Here is a 22943-nt window from a genome sequence, read left to right on the forward strand (position 1 = left end):
AAAAGCAACGTGCTAATAGAGAAGGACCGGCAACATGCCAATTCTTTTGACCCTCTTTTTTGTATCTATAGGTGCACACCACCTTTCGATATCATGTAAGCTAATCCGTCCGTGCGAAACTTGGAATCAATTTTCCCATGATTTTATCAACAACTTTTGCATGGTCTGCAAGAATGGTGCCATTGTGAAACAAAAACGGAATTATTTATTTTAATCTTGTACTGATTCAGTTGTTTAATCTGTATTTGTCTGGTGATTGAATAAGAGAAGCATCACAAGCGTACAAAATTTCAATCTCATCATCTAATGTAGGATAATTGACACAACAAGAATATTTTGTATATTTTCGAATTTTTTATATTGGTTCGATTTATTGGATGACTATTACAATTGTTTATAGAAAATATGTGGAGGAATAGGATGTTGAATTAACGTATTTTCAGATACCTTTTTAATATTATCATTCATCATATCAACTTCGTACCATTCATTGTCTATACAGACGAATATAGTATGAATATCATTTTGATAAATACAAGAAACTGCCTGATTGAAGGGGATACCAGGTAATGGAGAATACTTTTTCCACAAGACATACATATCTCCCTCTCGAAAATAATATAAATAATAGTCTTTGTAAATATTGCGGCCATATAGATTAAACGGATCTTCCAAAGACGGACAAAATAGAATACTATGTCCAATTATAAAAACAGTAATCAATAATAATATTATTACAACAAAGTATTTTATTATTTTCATAATTTTTAAAAAGGAAGACAAATGCTAGTCGGTTGGAAATGTTCTGGTAAATTATAGGGGAATGTATTTTTTTAAATATCATCAATTTGGTACTGTATTTTTATTTCTTCAGGCATATCTTTTAAGCAACACGAATAGGAAATACTCCATCTATAGGTTTGTTTCCAATTTCCCAAGGGACCTGAATATTTAAGTTCGGGTCCTATACCATATAAAAATGATGTAAGAGACGTTGTATTTTCTACTTGAAAATGGGCGATAATTTTACTTAATTTTAAATCCACTTCAAGAGAAACATCACCGCGACCACTTTCTACAAAATGGGCTCGACCATTGGGTAGGTCTCTGATAAATTCATTTGGGCCAAATTTTAATTTTACATTCGTATATCCTTCCCATTCCCAACATTTCTTTCTATTTTTATTTTTTTTGAGAAATCCGTCAATCAATTTTTTTCCTATGGAAGAATTCTTTATAAGCAAAGATTGTTCTGAATTTTCTATGTGCTCAGTTTTACCGGGGTGCACAGCGACAACCCAACGAACAAAATCAAGCCAGGTTTCTGACCATCCTTCCGTTTTACGAAGTGAACATGGTGGTGTGGAGTAACCAAATTGAGGGTCAAAAGCAGAACAACTTGCCATTCCAAGACTATCCCATGCCATGTTGATCATGTTTTTTATTATTCTGTACAAATTCCACCCTCCTTTTTCCTGAATCGGATCCCTATTGATCCACCTGCCATCGAAGGGATTGAGATGGCGGTAATTGTAGTAAACAAGGCCTAATTCATCATCCGAGAACTCACAGGAGAATCTGAATTTGTTTTCCCGGGCCATGTCTCCCTTAGTAATGAGTAGACTACCGAAGGGAGCATACTCGTATTGGACTCTTTTCATCTGCTGTCCATCAAAGATGGAGGTGACATTTTTCATCGCATCGTGCATGAAGTAAAGATGTTCTTTCACTGCCGTTTCGTTCTCTTTCCATTTGGTCATCATCAGGAGACGCGTGCCTGTTAGTCCGTGCAATTCCCATAAATAGCTTTTTTCTAATATCGGCTTAGGATACATCAAATTGATTTCGGCTATTTGTAGATAACTATGGTATAGATAATAAACATGGCTTGAGGTCGTTCCATTGGTAACAATCTTTTTGTTAAAACGACGTCCCATATAATCATAGTTACAAGTAACAACGATCCGTCCGTCCCCGCTAGTAAAGACGACGGGGCGGTCGTTGGCATCGTAGGAGACTTCCCAGACGCCCGTTGAGGTCCTGATGCGGGTCTGGTTGCCGTCGGCGTCGTAAACGGGGGTAAAATCTTCTTCTCCCCCGGCAATATCCGCGTACTGGTTGAGCCGGTTGGATTCATAAGCTACTTCTTCCTTCAGTTCCTGGGCGGTCTTGCGGTTGCCGATGTTGTCATAGCAGTACGCAAAGCTTCCTCCCCGGCTGATGCGGTCTTCCAGCAGTTCACTGCGGCTGTTGTAGGTAAAATCTCTTATCGTCGCGGGAGTGGCAGCATCCCATAAGTCCCGTCGTTGAGTAGGACGCATCAGCGCGTCGTAGTCGTATTCGTGGCCGGCCGCCAATTCGCCATCCGCTCCCTTCCTGTAACCGATAGCGGTTACGAGGTTGAGTGTGGAATGGTAGGTGTTTTGGCGGACCATGCCGTTGGGGTAGGTGAGATGGTGGAGGAAGCCGGTGGTTGGATCGTACTGCCAGGCAAAGGGAGAAGCGATGCCTTCCAGATTCATCCCAATCATGCCGCCTTTGGAATCGTAGTCAAGATGGGAGTGCTGCACGGTGCGTGTGCCGAGCATCAGGCGGTAACCTTCAGAACGACCCAAGGCATCGTATTCTTCTTGAAGAGAACTTTCCACCTGTCCAGAGGAAGTGTCCTGAATCATGCGGCCATAAGCATCGTAGGAGCATTCCCTGATACCCGAGGCGTCCCGAACAGAAGTCATTTGACCCAAGTGGTTGTACGAATAAAGCCATGGATGTGTGCCGTCATTATGGAAGACGGAGACGAGTTCCCCAGTGAGCGGGGCGTAGGCATGGGTGGTGACGATCCCTCTGGCTTTAGTCAGGGTATGGAGACGATTGAGATGGTCGTAGGTTTTGGAGATGCAGGAGCCGTCGGCATAGGTCTTGTTCAATTCCAACCCCGTAGCCTCGTCATAGAGCCAGGTGGTGGTATCCCCGTCGGTGCGGTCGGAAGGATCAGTGGTGATTTCACCTGCATCCGTTCGGAAGGTGGTCAATGAGACCATATGGTCGGCTTCGTCGTAGGCGAAACAGGCCGGCTGGATGTCCGTGCCGTACTCGGCTGTCTTTCTGCCGCGCATGTCATAGGAATAGCAGGTAGTTCCTCCCAGGGCATCGGTGATGCAGGCAGGATGGTCACAGCAGGGCAGGTAGCTGGTGGTGGTTACGTTACCTGCAGGATCAGTGACTTTGACGGAACGTCCGGCTGTATCAGTTTCAATCGTCGTCACATTACCCCTGGCATCGGTCTGTTTTAGAATCATTCCCGTAGAGGTATAAGAACGTTCCTGTGAAGAATGAATCCCGGCATGATTCGTTTGGCTTACGGTGACTCCGTCAATTGCTAACGACTCGGCTACGATAGTTGAAGTAGGAATGCGGTTGAACTGAGTCCGTGTGGCGGGAGCAGTGTACTCCGTCCACTGGATGCTCTGCTGTCCATAGACGTCCGTGGAAATGGTCTTGCTTTCCAGGAGGAGATCAAGCTGTGAAACCATACTCTCAGTGGTTTGGGTGAGAGGAAGGCCATCCGCATTATAGGTAGTAGAAGTCTGCACCTGGTAGACGCCGTCTTCCCGGAGCCGGTAGCAGGTGGAACTTTCCGATATCCGGTTGCCGGAGGGATCGTGCGGGTACGCTTCATCCAGCAGGACAGTTTGCTTCATCATCTCTCCCAGTTCATTGTAGTCTGTGAGGGTAGGAGCCATGTCCTCCGTCTGGGAATGCACGAGCAATCCTTTACTATTGTAAGTGTTTCTAGTGACCATGAATTTTCCCTGGGTATTGGGAGTTTCTTCTCTGGTGATCTGACCAAAGCCGTTTTCCAGAGACCGTGACAGCACAACTCCCTTGGACAAGGTCGTGGTCAGGATGCCTTCCCCGGTCAGCTCCAGCTGGGTCTCCATCTCTCTTTGCCCCGTTCCTCCTTGTAAGGTGGTTGTGCCGTCGTAGTAGGTTCGAGTGACCAGGGTAGCCCCTGCAGGAGTGGCGACGGTGGTGGTGAGTCCGTCATCGCTGTATTCCTTCCTGGTGACCCGTCCCAGGATGTCCGTAGAGGAAACGACCCGTCCCTGATCGTCATACTCCATGCTTTCCGTCGTCGTCATGGCTCCTATGTCGCGGCGTGTGGCAATCGTCCTTCCCGCCGCATCCTTCATGTAGGAGGTAATCGTTTCTGGCGTAGTCTCAGTAGCTGAGCGGATGGTTTCCACCAGCTGCTTGGCCGTGTTGTAGCCGTAGCTAGTGGTGATGCCGTCTTCATCGGTTTCCCTCAACGGGCCACAACACATCCATTCCGTCGTGCTGGTGCGCCCGTTGCCCTTCGTCGTCTTGACGAGCCTTTGCTCGTTGTCGTACTCGTAGTCCTCCGAGGCAATCAGCGACCAGTCCTTTCCGGTGTGAACGTATTGTTCTTTCCTGGTGGTGGCGCCGTTTTCAGCGATGTACTCTACGTTCCGGGTACTTTGTCCGGGAACGATGCTTCCGTTGGCCTGCACGGTCTCCGTCACCTTGTGGACGGCCCCGTATTCCGCGGTTGCTTCATAGGAATAGACCGTCTGGACGCCATTGACGCCCTGGCTCATCTTCCGCCTGCCCCGGGCGTAGGGGTATTCGGCTCCTTCACCATAGGTTTCCGAAATGCTCGCATGGACCTGGTCGGAACCCAGGGCGGTTTCCGTCACGGTCGTGCGGGTGGCCTGCGGGCTGTCTTCATACGTGTAGGTGCGCTTGAGAAGCTGGGTTTCTTCTCCATCCTCGGCAATAACCACCTCGGTTTCCGTAGCGGGTCTGAAGTCGTTAAAGCGCAGGTCGGCGTAAGTCGTGCGTGTCCCCTTTTCACCTCCTCCGGCCCAGGGAGCAGCGGAAAGCACGGTTCTGCCCTGGTCATCGTACTCGTAGCGCGTGTACCCTCCATCGGGCTTGATCTCCAGGGACACCCGGAACTGGTCGTTGTAGGTGTAAAGCGTAGTCTGGGCCAAAGGTGTGTTGTATCCCTGGGTGCTGCTGATGGTCAACCAGCCCCCTTCGGTGTACTTCTTGACTGTCCGGGTACAGGAAGAAGGCGTTTCATCGTTGATGCCGCGCAAGCTCTCAATCATTTCCCATTTGCCTCCGGGCAGCACGTTTTTCTCCACCGTTCGCACGGTGCGCTCATCCCCCTCTCCCTGGATGGTCGTCACCTTGTTGCCCTCCGTCCTTCGCTGCGTCCGGAAGACAGGCATCCCCTCCCTCTGTTCGGCGATATCCATCACCTGCACGCCCTGGTCGGAGCTCAGTTCATAGCTGACCGTCTTGTAGGGAGTTCCGGTGCCGGCAAAGCCGCGCGCATTCTTGCTCACCTGGCCGGGAGCGTACCATTCCAGGGTGAGCCTGTTGCCTTCCCCAACCGCCTGGAGCAGTCCCTGGGACTTGGACCAGATGCTCTCAATGGCTCCCGTGGAAGGATGGCGGTTCACCTTCATCTGACGGGAATAATCTTCAGCCGTGGTTTCCACGCCGGAGGCGGAGACCATGGAGACGACCTTTCCGGTGGCTGCCGAGAAGCGCAGGGTGCGCCCATTGCTCTGGACCATGTCCAGATAGGCGGGAGAGCCGCCGGTGCAGGGAGACATGTCGGCATTCAGCTTCTGAACCTTGTAGTTCAACTTGCGCGAACTTCCGGAGACGGAGGCTCCGGCATGACCGTCAGAACTCTGGAAGGAGATGGAACTGCCCGTGGGGCGTTTGACGGAGATCTGCCCGGTTGCTGGATTACAGGAGGCGGTCCATTCGAGGGGATGCTTGTAGCGCAGAGTGATGGGACATGGGGAGGAAGGTTCGGCAAGAGTGCGGGGAAGCGGGGGATTGTCTCCTCCTCCATTTCTACCTCCGGAATCCCCCTCGCCCACTTCAAGGATGCCTTCGCAGTCGTCGGCTCCATCCGGGTTGCCGCCGAAGAAATGGGAGGTGTTCTTGCTGCAATCGGACTGTTCGATGTCTTCGTCGCAATCACAGGAACAGGGGCATGGGCATCCTCCTTCCTCCGGTTCGCTGGAGGAAGAAGAGAGGGAGCTGGAACTCGAAGAGCTCGAAGAACTGGACGAGGAGGAAGAGCTCGAACTGCTGCTGGAAGACGAGCTGGAAGAAGACGATGAACTCGAACTGCTCGAGGAGGAGCTGGAAGACGGAGCACTGCTGGAAGAATCCGGCTCCTGGGGCGGCAAGGAACTGCTGTGGAAACTGGAAGACGACCAGCTGCTGGAAGAAGATGACGAGGAAGAACTCGAACTGCTGGAAGACGACGAACTGGAAGAAGAAAGCGGCGCGCTGCTGGAGGAATCCAGAGGCTCGGGAGCCGAAGAACTCGGCTGGAAACTGGATGAAGACGAAGAACTGCTTGACGAGGAGGAGCTCGAACTGCTGCTTGGCTTGGGATCAAACTCAAACGAATCTCCTCCCCCTGCCGAACTGCTCGACGAGTTCCCTTCTTCCGCCTCCTGGTACAGGTTGACCAGGGTTAGCACGGTTTCTCCCTCCTTGCCGGCAGGCGTGTTTTCCGCCAGCAGGTAATAATCCAGGTCGGGCTCTCCTTCCTTGTCGCATATCAGGACAATGCAGAACTCGGCTTCCGATCCCTGGTCGGGCTGGTGTTGATGGACGATATGGCACCAGTAGTATCCCTGGTCGAACTGGATCTGCGGCAGAGAGGGGTGGAAGAGCCCGGCTCCGTGGAGAGTTCCAGATCCTTGGCGGGGATGGAAAGGGAGATGGAAGAGTGGGCGTGGAGGTGGAGAAAACAGGTGGCGGGAGCCATGACCTTGAGGTATCCGGACTATTCGTGCCGGGTGTTGTTGGAAGCAGTTCGTTTGGGGATAAGGACGGGAGCGGAGAGTCCGTTGACCAGGAAGTTGCCCTGGGGCTGTCCGTTGGGGTACATGGGAATGAAGGGGTAGACGGTGTCCATGGCGCCGATGTTGAAAGTGTTGTTCATGGCAATGAAATGATGTTTGTTCAATGGTTGCGACTACCATGAATCAAAAACTAACAACGTAAACACGCCGGGAACGTTATGATATTTGGTGAGTTTTTGAGGCGGATGGCAACGTGTGAAAAGGGAGGGGATTCTTCTCCGGTGGCACATATTTCTTTGCCATATTTTCAAAATTTACCCATTGCCAGCTTAAAAGGCAGCGTGCTAGCGTCCATCAATGAATTCGTTCAACATCTAACTCCATTATTTCATGAGCACCACATTGAAAAAGATCTATGTCAACGGGTTCCCCAGTCTCTACGGGGGCGCGGGAACTGAACTCCACCACCAGATTTTGGTCTGGCTCCACATGGGTATTGACGTCCATATCATCCCCACCAACGGCGGATTTGAAAATGAAGCCCTTTATTTGGAAATGATCCGTATGGGCGTTCATATCCACGCTCCCAACGACTGGACAGTCCTGCAGGAAGGGGATGCCATCATCGGATTCTGCAACGGCGAATTCCTGGAAAACATGCCAGCCATTCGCCAGCGCACCAAACGCACCATCTTTGTCAACTGCATGACCTGGCTTTTCAACAAGGAAAAGGAACTCATGAAGCAGGGGCTCATTGCCATGTTCCTTTACCAGAACGAGGAAGTCAGGCAGAAGAACATGCCCCTGCTCAAGCGCTGCAACGACGACCCTACCATTGCTTTCATGACGTTCAAGCCTTACTTCCACAACGAATCCTTCCCCTTCATTGAGGAGAGGACGCAGGAATACTTCGGCTGCGGGCGCATCTCGCGCCAGGACGCGGACAAATTTGCGGCCAATACGCTCCATATTTATGAATATTTCGTGGCGCCTGTCTTCAAGCGTGGCCTTTTTCTGGGGTTTGACCAGAGGAGCCGGGAGAAAATCGGAGAGCCTTACAGTTGGATACGCACGGCCCGCGACCAGAGGGAGGTGAGCCAGCAGGACTTTTACAAGCACTGCCAAATCGTGCTCCAGCCGACGGACACGACGGAGAACTGGCCGCGTGTCGGTTTTGAATCCATGGCAAGCGGAAGCGTGCTTGTGGTGGACAACCGTGGAGGCTGGAGGCAGATGGTGGAGCATGGCAAGACCGGATGGCTGTGCGACCATGAAAGGGATTTTATCTACTACGCCAGCAAGATGGCCTACGAGCCCAACCTGAGGTCCGACATGGCCCACGCGGCGCGGGAGCGTGGACTGGAGCTTGGAGGGCTGGAAGCGTCTGTAGCCAGCTGGGAGGAAGTCTTTGACGCGGTGGAAAAACTGCCGGCTTAGAAATGGGAGGAAAAACCATGAAAAAGAAAACAAATATTGTCGTAGGCATTTGTTCATGCCATGGAACGGGAGATAAACGGAAAGCGGTAAGGTCTACCTGGCTGGCCCATCCCGCGCAGAACGTTGAATGCATGTTCTTTGTAGGAGGAAACCGGGTTCCGGAGGGGGAAGAAGAAGATACGGTGGGGCTTGATGCGCCCGATGGCTACAACGAGCTCCCCGCAAAAGTGAAATCCTTCTTTCGTTACGCGCTGGAGAATTACGAATTTGAATGGCTCTTTAAATGTGATGACGATACGTATTTGGAATTGAGCCGGTTGACCTCCTTGATAGATGAAGATTATGATCTGATTGGGGATGCGATGGTTGCGCTTCGCAATTCACCGAGCGGAGGGGCGGGCTACCTGCTGAAGCGCAGCATGGTGGAAAAGCTTGTGAATGCGCCGGGTTTTGCGGAATGCGGGGCAGAGGATGTGATCGTAGGTGAACTGGCAGGCAGGCTCGGAGGCCGCTTGAAATCCACGAAACGGCTTTACATGTCCAATGTTTATTACCCGGAACGGGATAATGACATGGTAACGGCCCACTGGTGTTCTCCCGACATCATGCAGGCCCTGTATTCGTTTAATTACAAAATTCCCTCCGCTGTGTGCGATGTTGTTCATCTTCATTGGAAAGGGGAAATGCTGTTTTATTCCAACGGGGCGTTCAGGAGACGGGATACTTCCTGCTATGGCTGGTGGAGCATTGGCTCCAAGGGTGAACTGAAGCTGAAATGGCAGATGTGGCCTATGGAGCAGCTCCTTTTGGAGGGAGAACGGTTTATCGGGTCTGAAACGGAGATATTCCAGCGGTCGGACATGCCGTCCCTGGCCCGGTTATGGGCTGAACGCCGTCTTTCTTCCGGCAACGTGGAAATCATGGACCAATCTCCTCTGCTGTATATCCATTTGGGGTGCGGCACCCGGAGGTTGAATGGCTGGTTGAATCTGGACGCTCCCAATTATGATATTACCAGGCCGCTCCCGTGGAAGGACGATTCCGTAGACGCTTTTTATCTGGAGCATGTCATTGGAACAGTAACGTCTGCAGAGGCCTGCCGATTTTTCACGGAAGCCTTCCGTGCTCTAAAACCCGGAGGAATCTTACGATTAAGTTTCCGGGACGTGCGCCTGATGCGCGGGGTGATGACGCCCGCGTTCAGGCAATACATGAAGAAACAGGGGAAAGGAAATCACACTCCGGAGAATGATTTGTGTGCATTTATGGAAGTCTACAAGCAACAGTCCCTGTGGTCTGCCGATTTCCTGAGTTATGTTTTGGAAGAGCTGGGGTTCCAGGTTTCCCAGCATGCTCCGGGTAATTCCCGCCATTTGCACCTTCAGTGTCTTGAAAGGCGATCCGACAGGGATGAACATCCTTTTGACCTGCTGGGCACGGTTTGCCTGGATGCCCGGAAACCGCAGAAGACTGTTACCGGTAAATTTTTATCCTTGCGTCCCGCTTCTGTTCCGGCATCTCCCGGTTACGTCACGACGCAGTTTATGCCCGGCTCGCGTACGTGCAATCATCTGTTCCAGATAGCTGCTTCCTATGCGCATGCTCTCCGGCTGGGTGTGGGATGCCGTATTCCCTGGAGATACAGTTCCGAGACCTGGGAGCTGATGACTTATCTGGGTGAGGCCTGTTCGCTGTGCCCGGACGGTGGATATAACGATCCCGTGACATACAGGGAGCCCGGATTTTCCTACCATCCCATTCCTGAAACGGTTCGCTACGGCGCCCTGAGAGGGTATTTCCAGAGTGAGCGGTATTTCAAGGATGTTGCGGAAGAAATCCGTTCCCTGTTTGCTCCTCTTATTGCTCCCGTCCAGGAGGGCGTGGCCGGCGTTCATATAAGGATGGGGGACTATCTTGACCGTACAGACATGTACCATACGCCGGATGTTCCCTTTCTTAATGAAGCTTTACGGAGGCTTTCCGGCAACATCAGTAAGCTGGTCGTCTTTTCCGATTCTCCGGAATTGGCCCGGAAATTGATGGAGGGCGTTCCGGAAGCAACGCGTTTTGAAATAGTCATGGATGAGCATGAGACGCTGGACGCCCTCCGGGAATTGACGTCCATGCAGGAACTCGTCCTTTCCTGTTCCTCCTTTTCCTGGTGGGGGGCATGGCTTGGAGACCAGCAGAGGGTTTTTATTCAAAAACAGTGGTTTACCGGAAAGATTGAGGACGAGCAGGACATTTTCTGCCCGCAATGGATTAAACTTTAACAGGTACATTTTATGAAATGTGTTTTGATTGTGTCTCCTGGGGAAAAGTCGGAGGGAGCTTCGGAATTGCACCGGATGGGTTATGAGCTGGAGCTCTATCCCTCTACCGCGGATCTTTCCCCCCTCAGGGATGCGCGGGAAGAGGAAAGTGCATCCTACCTGGGACGGTCCCCGGCGTCTGCGGAACGTTCGCACGTCCGTTCTCTGAGGGCATCTTTCATACGTCTGCTGGAGGACAGAAATTATGCTGGGAGTGACCTGATTATTTTCGGAGAAAGCGATGCCGTGCCGATGGTGGCTTCTTCCCGCTTGGAAACGGCTCTCAGGAAGGAAATGAAGGAGCATCCGGAGACGGATATTTTCCGGCTGTTCCATCATGCAGTATGGTCTCCGCAAGGGGCTCCGGGGGAATCTGATGAAATCTTGTTTGAAGATTTCAAAACGGGAAAGACGGATGCCAATACCTCCTACGTATGGGGAACGCATGCTCTCGTCATCCCTGCTGCCCGACGCCCCAGGGTGGCCCGGGTTTTTGCCGATTACCGGTTGCCGACTGATATTGCCCTGGAGGCTGCCAACAGCCATGGAGACCTCAAGATCCGTGTGGCCCGCCACAATCTGTTTTACCAGCACGAACGGACTAAGCAGAGGCCCGATTGCAAAATTGCTGTTTGTCTCTCATCCTATAAGCGTCTGACGGATTTGCAGAGGCAGATTTGGTGCATGATGGATCAGAGCTATCCGAATCTTCATGTGTTCGCAGCTGTCAAGGGGATACCGGAAGGCACGTACCGCAGAACAGTGCTCCCTCTCTTTGAACATTTTATTCATGAAGGCCGTTTGACGATGCGGCTTTTCCCCAACAAGAACCAGCTATCCAATTTCTTGGACACGATAAGGGATTTGAACGTTTCCGATTACGATCTTTTCGCCAAAATTGACGACGATGATTTGTACGGAAGGGATTATTTCAAGTCAGTCAATAAATTCCATCTGCATCTTCCGCCGGAATTCAGCAGCTTTTATTGCGGGCCGGGCGAATATCTAAGCGTGCGTGGAGGGTATCCCTTCTCCGGAAACGGATTTTTCGGCTGCTTTGGCCCCACCTTGGTATTGAGCCGGGATGTGCTGGAAAAATTAATAATTTGTGAGACCAATCCTCACATGATATCCCAGATCTCGCCCAGGCTCCGTCATGCCGGGTATGGATTTACGGAAGACAACTTCATGCACATGATGATGCTGGATACCGGAAGCAGCAACCGCACCCGGTATGTACAGGAAATGGCCCTGCCAATGCATCTGGCGATTCAGACCGGCAATGCTTCCGTGATGCGCGGAGGGCTGGTTCCGGGAGATTTCCGGGGCAGAAACTGGAACATTTCTACGAACCAGGTTAATGAGGAGCGTCTCATGGAAGTGCATCATCCGCAATGGCATGATATTGTCCGTGTCTTTGGGAACAGGGCGCGCCGTTTTGAACGGGACGACGAAGCGGACGTCCTCTCCGTCACTGATGAGAAAATAACTCTCAAGTGGGATTGCTGGGGCGTGGAGGCGTTTAAAAAGATGGAGGATGGAACCTTCTATTTGTCGAGCGGCGGCAGACAGGAAGAACCTTTTTCTCCCCGGAAAAAAGTGGCTGTCCTGTTTATAGCCACAGGGCGTTATATGACGTTCTGGGATGAGTTTTATGCGGCCTCCAAACAATATTTCCTGACAGGGCATGATGTGCATTATTTTCTGTTCACGGATCATCCGGAAGTGGAAACCGGCGATGACGTGACTCTTGTCCGCAAGCCGTTTTATCCGTGGCCCATGGAAACCTTGAGAAGGTTTGAGACTTTTTTAACCGTTCGGGAGGAATTGCAGCAATATGACTACATTTATTTCATGAATGGAACTTTGCTTCCCGTAGGGCCTGTCGGTCAGGAAATTTTCCCGATGAACCGGCAGGGTCTCATGGTGACGCTTCATCCGGGGTACTACCAACGCCCCCGTTCCACTTACCCCTACGAAAAAAATGGAATGTCCCGGGCGCGGGTGCTCCATTCCGAAGGAGAATATTATGTCGCCGGAGGCTTTAACGGGGGAAGGGCTGAAGACTATCTCCGCATGTGCCGGGAGTTGGCGGATGCCGTCAGGCGGGATCTTGAGGACGGTGTCATTGCCGTTTGGCACGATGAAAGCCACCTCAATAAATATGTGATTGGCCGGCATCCCCTTGTTTTATCTCCTGAATATTTATTCCCTGAAACATTGGACTTTAATCAAAAAAATCTCATGGCGATCAAACCGAAAGTAAAAATGATCGTAAAGGATAAATCTCTTCAAAAACACGGAGGTCACGCATGGTTGAGGCAACAGATATAAATTCCCGGCAGGTCAAACGTGCCGCTTTTGCGGACTTCTGGCCGGGGTTTGATCCACATGATAATATTCTGTCCGCGGTTTTGACGGAAAGACTGGGCATGACCGTTGTGGATGACCAGGATCAGGCGGATTTTTTAATCTACTCCGTTTTTGGAGAAAAACATCAGAACTTTAAGGGGATTCGAGTTTTTTATACGGGGGAATCCGTCAAACCGCGTTGGGATGAGTGCGATTATGCCATTTCATTCATGAAGGGAGATATTCCTTATCCCGAATGTCATTTGAGGATGCCCTGCTGGATGAACAATGGCCCTGTCAGAAGAACGGGAAAAATAGAACAATACTCCAAAGACAGAAAATCCCTTCTGTCCAGGCATACCCGGTTTTGCAGCTTTGTGTATTCCAATGGGAATGCTCCGGAAAGAATTCATTTCCTGCGCCTGCTTTCCCGGTACAAGCATGTAGATTGCGGCGGGATGGTCATGAACAACATGGGCTCCTGCGTTCGGGATAAAATAGCTTTCTGCTCCTCCTGCAAATTCACGATTGCCTTTGAAAACTATCCGGCTGCTGGTTACGTGACTGAAAAACTGTTTGATTCTCTTGCCGCTCTTTCCCTTCCCATTTATTGGGGAGCCCCCGATGCAGGGATGGAGGCCAATCCATCCCGGTTCGTCAATGCCGCGGACTTTTCCACCCCGGAGGCCCTGGCTGAATATGTGATTCGTCTTGATCAGGATGAAGACCTTTACCTCAGTTATATGGACGGTCCCGTTTTTGTACCGGGCCAGCCGGACATCGGAGAATATATGAACCGTCTGGCAGAATTCTTTTCCATGATTTCATGCAGCGGGAATATATGCCGGACTGGCAGGCCGCGTACGGAGGCTTGCCGTCTGCATCACGGCTATCCCGTCATGTCCCGTCATGATGACGGAAAACAATGGACGGGAAAGGCGGAACTTCTGCTGCCCCAATCGCTGGCGGCAACTCCGTTTCCCGTGTTCTGTCCGGAAGGGAAGGACACGGCTTCCCAATTCATCCGCAAGCTGGCCATTATTCCGGCTAAAAAACATTCGGAGCGCTGTCCGGATAAAAACAGGCGCTTGTTGAATGGAAGGCCCCTGTTCCTGTATTCCGTTTCCTATGCCCTCCAGGAAGGATTTGTTCCGGTTGTCAGTACGGACAGTGAAGAAGTTCTGGAACGCTGCCGTCGGGAAGGCATCCGGTGCTTCCGGGAGACGGTGGACGACCGCCGAATGGAAAATTGCGTACGCCAGGTATTGACCCGTTTCTCCTGTGACATATTCGCCGTACTTCAGCCGACTTCTCCCTTCCGTCGTCGGGGACTGTTGCGCCAAATGGCGGAAGACATGGAAAAAGGGAAAATTCAATCCGCTTACACGGCCCGCAAAACCAAAATGATTGGTCACATGGAGGGACATTTCCATCTGGCGCATCGGGAACAGGACGCCAAGAAATTTTTCTATTTTTTTGACGGAAATATTAATGTTGTTACCCGGAAAAAATTTCTGGAATCGGGTACGATGTTTGATGACGGCTCCTGCCCTTACCCGAATGATTTTCCCTGTTGTCTGCAAATTGATACGGAAGAAGAGTGGAAAGCCTTGTCACGGTTAGGTGAATTTAAAGACTGGCAATGTTTTCTGGCTTCAGAAGGGCATAAAAAACGCATTTGCATCGTCTCAAATAAACGTGATTTGAAACGCAACTATTCCTCTTTTGTCGACTCTTGCGACAAAGTAATGAGAATCAGCAAAATGGATAACTTGAATTCCGGTCTGGCGGGAAAAAGGACGGATATTGTTCTTGTTTCCTGCTTCGCCGGATACCTGGCTTTTTCCCCTGGGGAAAGGCATATGGAAATTTTACGCGGAGTCCCGGAAATTTACTTCAACAATGAAGAATTGGGCTATTCCAATGAATTTGCTTGTAGGGAAGGGCTGGAAAACTGGAAATTCATGCCGGGGGAAGTTCACCGCAGCACGGGCAATTTTACCACGTTGAGCAAGGCGCTTTGTCTGGCGGACTATTTATTCCCTGAAGCCCAGCTTTACTATTTGGGAGATACGGATATGAACCTGAGGGCCGCGGGTTCTTCAAAGCATCATGCGCCAACGGAAAATGCCTACATGCAGTCCCTCATTGACAGCGGAAGAGTCATTCCCATTCTGGAAGATGCCGCCGGTGAATTTCATTACTCCGTCCCGGCGCCGCCGGTTTCTTCCCAGGGGAATGTTCCCGCACCGGGCTTGCTTCCTGTGGACACCATTCTCATCAGCCATCCTCAGTGGACAGACCAATTTCAGATGAATGAAAAACGGGGACGCCGGCTTCACCGCAATGACCACGCAACCATACTTCAACATGATGAAAACAAACTCGTTCTTAAATGGGATAACTGGGGGACTGAAGAATTTCTGAGGATGGAAGAGGGTAAATATCAGTACCTTGACTATCATTATTCTTCTACCATCAATGAAGTGAACAAATACGCGCGGGAATTGCTCATCAACCCGTATGACGGCTATAACTCCGTGTTCCGGCATTCCAGCCGTCCCTTTATCGGCATGAGGTATCATCAATGGGAGGGGTTGCTGCTGCTGGAACGCATGTATCGTGATGTTGAAAAAGGAATACGAAAGATGCCCCGGCTTCAATCCGTCCTGCTGATGGGGATTTGCAAGGATGCGTTTGCAGCCCTTATTCTGGCGCAGCGATTGAAAAAGGATTTCCCGCATCTTCATATTGGCGTGTGGGGATGCCCATGGCCGGTGGATTTAAGTGGACAGTCTCCTGTATACCGGGGAATAAGAGTTTCCCCATCTCATGAACAGATAAGGAAAAAAAGACCGTTTAAAAATCTTTTGGAGCGTTATGGAGATCCTCTCAAACTGCTTCAGCAGCCGGAATCCTCCGGACTTTGTTTGTTTGCCTTTTACAGTACCAGTCAACATTGGACTCTTGATGAAGAAGCGACGAACAGATTGGCTCCTTACCTTCTGAAAACATATGCCCATCAGGCTGGCAGCAAGGAACATCATACTGTTGTTCACGGAAAAATCGTACATCTGGTAAAGGAAAAGCCGGCATTGGTTCAATCCTGGATTGAAGAAATGTTCCGGATGATGGAAACGGAAAGCGGGAACCATGGGGAGGTGAGAAATCTGCGTATATCCGCCTAGGCGTTTCGCAAAATCCCTCAATAATGAAAAATCCCTAATCAAAAAATGGAATGCCAATCACAAAAAACAAAATTGGCCGAAAACATGAAACGGATAGGTTTTCTCCGTGTTCTCAATGAAGAAAACGCAGTTATCCCATGTTTGTTGAGCGTAGCTCCCGTTCTGGACCACGTTGTGGTGCTCTGGGCGGATATGGATGACCGCAGCATTGACCTGGTCAAGGAATGGGAACATCACCTTTGCCACGCTTGTCAATGCCGGGTCAGCTTTCTTCATTATCCGCATCATGTCGTTCCTCCTCATTCCGTGGATGACTTGAGGAGCCTTCCCCGGGAAAACAGAATTGACACCTACTTGAATTTCGGCATGGAATTCATTCGCCGTCTTTATGAAGGGCAGCTGTTTTGCGTTTCTAAAATAGACGCTGACCAAATTTATTTTACCCGGGAACTGGAAGCGGCCTTTCAAATGATATCCGGTCCGGAGGATTGCGTCTCCATCCGGGGGCACAATACCCTGGTTCATCAGCAAAGATTGATGATTTATGGTCCTCGGCCGGTAAATGGCGGTGGCGACTCCCTCATCTGCGGCATGAACAACTTGCCCCGCTTTGGAATTGCGGCGCCTTACGAAGTGGATATAACCGCTCATCCGCAGGTGACCCCTTATCCTGATGCCTGCTGGATGCACTTCATGAAAACGGCTAAATACAAAAATGTCATCCGGGAATTTCATGACGATGAAGTCATCCCTCTTTCTCAAAAGCCGGCTCTGCAGGAGTGCTTTCTCTCTCGTATTCTGCCGTTATTGCAGGAGGCAAAAAGCCCGTATGCGCATCTCCGCCTGGACTAGTTTCGTTTGATGCCGGTTGGACAGGAAATCGCATGTTTTCTCGGAAAAACTCTTATCTCACGTCACTCGGATGGACTCTCCCGTTTGCATAGCTTTTACCGACTTTGAATCCGGGTTCAAACCGCAAAACCACATTCTGGGCCTGATCTTGAAAGAACGTTTGGGCGCTGTTTTTGTGGATGACCTGGCCCGTGCCGACTTGCTGATTTATTCAATCTTTGGAAATGCCGCACGTTACTTTAAAGGTCCTCGTCTGTTTTATACGGAAGAACCTGTTTTGCCGCGCTGGAAGGAAGGATGCTATTCCCTGACAAGCCTGAGAGATGGAACGCTTTCCGGGGACCGTCATTTTCGTTTTCCTGCGTGGTTAAACGCCGACTATATCCGCAGGACGGGTCACATTGAACAATACTCCTCCGTTCCAGGGGATATTGTCAACCGTCATGAAAAATTCTGTAATTTCGTCTATTCCGGGGGAGAATTCCGAGAAGCCGTCCGTTTTTTGGAAACTCTTTCCCAACACAAATACGTAGACAGTTCCGGCCAGCTTCTGAACAACACGGGCATGATCGTTAAAGACAAAGTCGAATTCTGCTCCCGGTACAAATTCACCATAGCGTTTGAAAACTATGCTTCCCCCGGTTACATAACGCAAAAACTGACGGATGCTTTTGCTGCCGGAAGCCTGCCCGTCTACTGGGGAGCACCGGATGCCTGCCGCGAATTCAACCCCGGGCGGTTCATCAATGCTCGTGATTTTCGCAATCATGCGGAACTGGTCCGGTATGTGGAGCACCTGGACAGGAATGTTGACGAATACCTCTCCTACTTCAAGGGCCCCTTGTTTGACGAGGGACAGATCGGCGTGGATGGCCTGCTGGATGAAGCTGCCTTGTTTTTCAAGAAAATTTTCAGAGAGGGAAATGCTGGGCGGCAGCCTGCCTCCATGGAGGGAAAGGACGAACCGTTGCTTCACGGGGGAGTTTTTATGCCGCGGTATGACGATGGGAAACCATGGACGGTTTCGGAAACAGTTTCTCCTTCTCAAAAACGGCCACTTGGACGGCCATTCAATATGGCGGCATGCATTGCATCATACAAGCGGGTGGAAGACCTCCTTCGCCAGATTCTCTGCATGATGAACCAGAGCTATCCACATCTGCATGTATTTGCAGCAGTTAAGGGAGTTTCGGCTGAAACGGCCCGCAGGATTCTGCTTCCCCATGTGCAGCCGTTCATCGATGCCGGAAGAGTGACGCTGCGCCTCTGCCCTAACAGAAACCAGCTTACCAACTTTATGGATACCGTCCGTGGCCTGGATATTTCATCCTATGACCTTTTTGCCAAGATTGACGATGATGACTTCTATGACCCGGACTACTTCCGGCATGTTGCCGATTTTCATGCCCTGTTGCCCGATGGTTATTCAAGCTGCCACCGTGGGGAGGGCCTGTGGCTGAAACGGCATGAAGGATACCCTTATCTGGAAAAATCCTTCCTGCTGGCCCTGGGGCCGGCTCAAGTCATGTCGCGGCGGGTCATGGAGGATCTGCTGGCTTGGGAAACCGACCGCGCGGCTATGAAGGAAGCCATGTACCGTTGTTTAAGGCAAACGGGATTCTATCAATTTGGCTTTGCGGAAGACCAGCTATTCCAGACCGTCATGCTGGAACACGGGTGTGCTGACATAGCTCCCTATCTGAAAAAGCGGGGAATTCACAGCCATCTGATTATGCAAAAAAGCAATGCTTCCATCATGCGGGGAGGTACTGTTTCCGAGGAATTCCGGAAAATGCAGAACGGTGCTTCTACAGATGCCGGGAATGATGAACACCTCGTGGACATCATCCATTCTGACTGGAAAGGATGCATGAAAATCAGCAATGGACGGGCCATTCGCCTGGACGGCCCTCGGGATGAAGCCGACGTGCTGTCTCTGACCGGAGTGGAAATCACATTGAAATGGGATAAATGGGGCGTGGAAACCTTTACGAAAATGGAAGAAGGCGCCTACCGTTTACGGAAGAAGGAAGAAGCCGCCTTCCTTCAATCTCCTCCCCATGCCTCCTCCCTTATTCATTTGCGCCAGCAGGATTGGACGGATGGCTTGTGCATCACGGGAAACAGGGGAAAGCGTTTAAATTGCAACGATGGAGGCGAAATCCTTGAATACTCGGACAAAAAACTCGTCATAGGCTGGGATTACTGGGGAAAGGAAACCTTTCTTCGCAGAGAGGACGGTAATTACTGGTTCTCTTCCTATTCATTCATGGCGCCGGACTCTTCTACTGTGGATGAATATGTCATTGCTCTCTGCGGCGCCCCGGAAAAACCGTGGCTGCATTCAACGGGGCGTCCCGTCGTTCGTATCCGTTATTCTTCCTGGAACCTGGAAGACCATTTGGACAACATGAAACGGGATATCCTTGAATTTCTCGCCGCCACCCCGCATGCGAAGCGCATTCTCCTGGCAGGGAGGGCGGAAGAAGCCCTTGCCTGCCTTCTTCTCGCTTCATGCATTAAAAAACGCTATCCTTCCGTCCGGACGGGAATTCTCGGAATGCCGTGGAACGTCGGCCGGGAAAGTCGGCATACAGAGGAAAACTGTCCTCAAGAAAAACGTCTCCGGGTCAATCCGTCGTTGCTGCTTAAGGAAAACCGGGCGCAAGGAATCGATACTTGTGCGTACGCTTTCCATGTAAGCAACAGTAACCCGGAACAAGTGGAAAACAATCTCCGGAATCTCCTTGATTCTCTCCAGATCATTTACAATTTCTCGCCCCCCTGCGGTTGGGGGGAAAAAGATGAATGCAAGTGTGCAAAAAACTTCATTCAGCAATATCCGGAAATATTCAAGCGCATGGCGGATTGCTGTTTTGACGACTTGAAAGGAAAATCCGCCCCACCGGAATATATCGATCTGAACGCATGGATCATGGAAGATAGATAAAAATTAGAGTTATTTACTTGTTACTAAGTATATAGGTCCCTTTTGAAAAGATGTACAGGAGATTCATGCCACAGCACAGAACACTACAGCCTGGAAACGAAAAACCTTGAGAAATCAAGGGTTTTACTCATCTTAAAATCTGAAAACTGGCGGAGAGAGTGGGATTCGAACCCACGGTGGGTTGCCCCACGGCGGTTTTCAAGACCGCTGCATTAAACCGCTCTGCCATCTCTCCATGCAACAAGCGCGGGCATAAGCTACCGTGAGGAGGGCGGTTCTGTAAAGTCCTATTCACGTCTGCCCACAGGTTTGCGGAGATGGCATGAGTGCCTGTGCTTCATGAAATTTTGTGCTGCCCGGGGAGATGTTTTATCCCTGACCAGCAGGGGAATGCGGAGACCGGTAGTGCATTTTACGCCGGGAATCAAGGGGAATTTGGGTTGGGTATTACTCTCAGGGGCTGTATAATGCCGGGCATGAAAGGCTCCCGCATTCTTGTCCTGACCGGGCCCGGCAAGGGAAAGACGACTTCCGCCTTCGGCATGGCCCTGCGCGCGTTGGGGCATGGCGGGAAAGTGGCCGTAATTCAGTTTATCAAGCACGACGGTTCCTATGGAGAGGTAGTGGCTCTCCGGCAGTTTCCGAATGCGGAGGTGGTGTGTTCCGGGGCCGGATTTACGGGCCGCGCCAGGGATGAAAAGTCCCGTGAACGCCACGCTTCCGCCGCCCGTGACGGCTGGCGGCTGGCCCGGCAGAGGCTGGAGGACGAATCCTTGAAAACCGTGATTCTGGACGAGATTTTTTACCCCCTGAATTACGGTTTCATTTCCGTTGTGGAAGTCGTGGATGCTTTGAAAAAAATTACCCCCGGAAAGGTCGTTGTCCTGACAGGCCGGGATGCTCCGGAGGAAATGATCGCCGTGGCCGATACCGTGAGCCGGATTGAATGCGTCAGGCATGCCTTTCAGCAGGGAATCAAGGCTCAGAGGAATGTTGAGTTTTAAGATATTCTCTTCTGAAAATTCTCAGGTAAACCTGTTCTCTGCCGTTGGCCCTCCCTCTCTTCATTCCTGCGTCGCCCTGAATTCCGGTGGAAGCTGCCCCATGAGTTTCAGGGCGCATTCCCGGGGCGTCGCTTCCGTGGTGTCTATGGAGAAGTCATGCGGGAAGTTCTGGTGAATGCTTCCGTATTGGCGCTCCGCATGGGCCGGGTCCGGAGTCCGGTCGGTACGGTTCCGCTCGCGTTCCAGCAGGATGTCCTCCCGGCAGTCCACTTTGATGAGGGCGCGGGGAACGCCGCTCAGGCGGTTCAGGAGGTCTTGAACCCAGGCGCGGGATTCGCCGATGACGTGGTCCACGATGACCAGGGCGCCTTTCCGCGCGGCCTCCGCAATGGCGGCGTGGAAGGACTCGATGAAGGGGAGCCCGGTTTCCCGGACGGCGTCCAGGGCGTTTTCATGCCTTCCCCGGCTCATGGACAGGTAGTCGTCCATGGAAAAAATCATGGAGTCCTCCTCCATGAGGCGGTGCAGGGTCCGGGCCAGCGTGCTTTTCCCCGCGCTGGAGGCTCCGTTGAGCAGGATGACGCGCCCCAGCCCCGGCTGAGGCTCCTGCGAGTGGTCCGGGGTTTCCGTTCCCCAGTACAGGTGGATGTAGCCGGCCTTCACGTTCCCATCCGCCACTCCTTCCCGGCTCTTGTTTCCATTCTTGTCCGTCACTGTGTAAAGGGGCGGGTAGGGCCGGTTCAGTTCAATTCGGGACCAATGGAATTCATGGCCGCGGATGCGGGTGAAAGGCAGCCCGAACGGGGCTCCCGTTTCCATCACGGCTTCCCGGTATCCCAGGGAACGGAGTTTTTCCCCCATCCGCGCCGTCCCGTCAATGACTCCGCACATGTTCCTGCTTGTCCCGTCCGGAAGCGCCAGTTCCTTGCACAGGTACATGTAACCGCCGCATTCGGCAAAGATTTCTCCGCCGTTCTTGGCAAATTCCAGGATGGCGCTCCGCATGGCCTCATTGCTTTCCAGACGGCCCGCGAAGGTTTCCGGATAGCCTCCACCCAGGTAGAGGGCCCTGGTTCCTTTCGGCAGGGCGGTGTCTTCCAGCGGAGAAAAGCAGGTGATGTCCCAGCCCGTTTGCCTCAGCCGTTCCAGGTTGTCCCCGTAGTAAAAACAGAAGGCATTATCCCGGGCTACGGCCAGAATCCCGAGGGGAGGGGCGGGCGGCAGGGGAACTTTCAGCGGCTCCGGACGTCTGCGTTCCGTGATGTTCATCAGCAGTTCCCAGTTGACGCGCTTTTCTGCCTCTGCCGCCAGCCGGAGGAACCAGGATTGCTGCCGGGCTTCCTCTTCCGCGGGAACCAGGCCCAGCTGCCGTTCCGGGAGCGTCCATTCCGCGTTTTTGGGGAACGCCGCCACCAGCGGCGGCATCCTGTGGTGGTCCAGCGCCCGGCGCAGAAGGTCCGCGTGCGCGGCGCTTCCCACGCCGTTGGCAATAACTCCCGCTATGTTCAGGCCGGGATGGTGCTGGGAGAAGCCGCGGACGACGGCGGCAATGGACCCCGCCATGCCCCGCGCCTGAACCACCAGCAGGACGGGGAGGCCAAGCGTAAGGGCGCAGTCCGCCGTGCTTCCTTCCAGGCTTTCCGGCGTTCTGGCGTCAAAGAGGCCCATGGCCCCTTCGCAAATAGCGATGTCCGCGCAGGAGGCGTGCCGTGCCCATTGGGAACGGACTCCGTTTTTCCCCATCATCCACGTATCCAGATTGAAGGAAGGCAATCCCGTCGCCTGCCGGTGGAAGGAGGGGTCAATGTAGTCCGGGCCGCACTTGAAGGCCTGCACGCGTAATCCCCGGGCGGAGAGCGCCGCCATCAGGGCGAGGGATACCGTGGTCTTGCCTCCCCCGGACTGGGTGGAGGCGATGCAGAAGGCGTGAAAAGGCTTATTCATGGGAAACAGGCAAATTCTGCGGATGCTGTCTTTCCGGA

General features: G+C 51.8%; 11 protein-coding genes, 1 tRNA gene and 1 pseudogene. 8 read left to right on the forward strand and 5 right to left on the reverse strand.

Annotated features, from left to right (window positions below; translation table 11 throughout):
* Window positions 1–833: 833 nt before the first annotated feature.
* The 3 genes from P8A25_RS04785 to P8A25_RS04795 all read right to left on the reverse strand — a co-directional run bounded on the left by P8A25_RS04785 (window position 834) and on the right by P8A25_RS04795 (window position 7006).
* Window positions 834–6539 carry an RHS repeat-associated core domain-containing protein gene (locus tag P8A25_RS04785; protein WP_404838782.1) on the reverse strand — a complete coding sequence of 1902 codons (5706 nt, stop codon included), beginning with the start codon at window positions 6537–6539 and terminating at the stop codon, window positions 834–836.
* Between the two features lie 80 nt (window positions 6540–6619).
* A complete protein-coding gene (locus P8A25_RS04790; RefSeq protein WP_215443754.1) occupies window positions 6620–6829 on the reverse strand; it encodes a hypothetical protein in 210 nt (69 codons plus the stop codon).
* A gap of 18 nt (window positions 6830–6847) precedes the next feature.
* Window positions 6848–7006: a hypothetical protein gene (locus P8A25_RS04795; RefSeq protein ID WP_022397449.1), complete on the reverse strand. Its 159-nt coding sequence runs from the start codon at window positions 7004–7006 to the stop codon at window positions 6848–6850.
* Between the two features lie 250 nt (window positions 7007–7256).
* Between P8A25_RS04795 and P8A25_RS04800 the strand changes: the two genes are divergently transcribed.
* The 7 genes and pseudogenes from P8A25_RS04800 to P8A25_RS04830 all read left to right on the forward strand — a co-directional run bounded on the left by P8A25_RS04800 (window position 7257) and on the right by P8A25_RS04830 (window position 19957).
* Window positions 7257–8303, forward strand: a complete 1047-nt coding sequence (locus P8A25_RS04800) for a glycosyltransferase (RefSeq protein WP_215443759.1) — start codon at window positions 7257–7259, stop codon at window positions 8301–8303.
* Window positions 8304–8320: 17 nt separating this feature from the next.
* Window positions 8321–10576, forward strand: a complete 2256-nt coding sequence (locus tag P8A25_RS04805; RefSeq protein WP_215443761.1) for an alpha-1,2-fucosyltransferase — start codon at window positions 8321–8323, stop codon at window positions 10574–10576.
* A 333-nt stretch (window positions 10577–10909) separates the two neighbouring features.
* A complete protein-coding gene (locus P8A25_RS04810; RefSeq protein WP_215443763.1) occupies window positions 10910–12949 on the forward strand; it encodes a hypothetical protein in 2040 nt (679 codons plus the stop codon).
* Entirely contained in the window at window positions 12928–16155 is a 3228-nt protein-coding gene (locus tag P8A25_RS04815; RefSeq protein ID WP_215443765.1) for a glycosyltransferase family 10 domain-containing protein, read from the forward strand. The genes P8A25_RS04810 and P8A25_RS04815 overlap by 22 nt, the downstream gene beginning before the upstream one ends.
* Before the next feature lie 45 nt (window positions 16156–16200).
* Entirely contained in the window at window positions 16201–17007 is an 807-nt protein-coding gene (locus P8A25_RS04820) for a hypothetical protein (RefSeq protein WP_215443768.1), read from the forward strand.
* A 70-nt stretch (window positions 17008–17077) separates the two neighbouring features.
* Window positions 17078–17782 (forward strand): annotated as a pseudogene (locus P8A25_RS04825) (glycosyltransferase family 10 domain-containing protein); the annotation flags it as partial.
* A 300-nt stretch (window positions 17783–18082) separates the two neighbouring features.
* Window positions 18083–19957: a hypothetical protein gene (locus P8A25_RS04830; protein WP_251827990.1), complete on the forward strand. Its 1875-nt coding sequence runs from the start codon at window positions 18083–18085 to the stop codon at window positions 19955–19957.
* Between the two features lie 147 nt (window positions 19958–20104).
* Here the strand turns inward: P8A25_RS04830 and P8A25_RS04835 are convergent.
* A tRNA-Ser gene (locus P8A25_RS04835) sits at window positions 20105–20192 on the reverse strand.
* Window positions 20193–20433: 241 nt separating this feature from the next.
* Between P8A25_RS04835 and cobO the strand changes: the two genes are divergently transcribed.
* The gene (cobO, locus tag P8A25_RS04840) at window positions 20434–20961 is read left to right on the forward strand and encodes a cob(I)yrinic acid a,c-diamide adenosyltransferase (RefSeq protein WP_215443772.1); all 528 of its coding nucleotides are present in this window, start codon (window positions 20434–20436) and stop codon (window positions 20959–20961) included.
* A 60-nt stretch (window positions 20962–21021) separates the two neighbouring features.
* Here the strand turns inward: cobO and P8A25_RS04845 are convergent, their stop codons facing one another.
* On the reverse strand, window positions 21022–22905 hold the full coding sequence (locus tag P8A25_RS04845; protein ID WP_215443774.1) for a cobyrinate a,c-diamide synthase: 1884 nt from the start codon (window positions 22903–22905) through the stop codon (window positions 21022–21024).
* Window positions 22906–22943: the final 38 nt, after the last annotated feature.

Source organism: Akkermansia sp. BCRC 18949 (assembly GCF_045011645.1).
Taxonomy (GTDB): Bacteria; Verrucomicrobiota; Verrucomicrobiia; order Verrucomicrobiales; family Akkermansiaceae; genus Akkermansia; species Akkermansia massiliensis.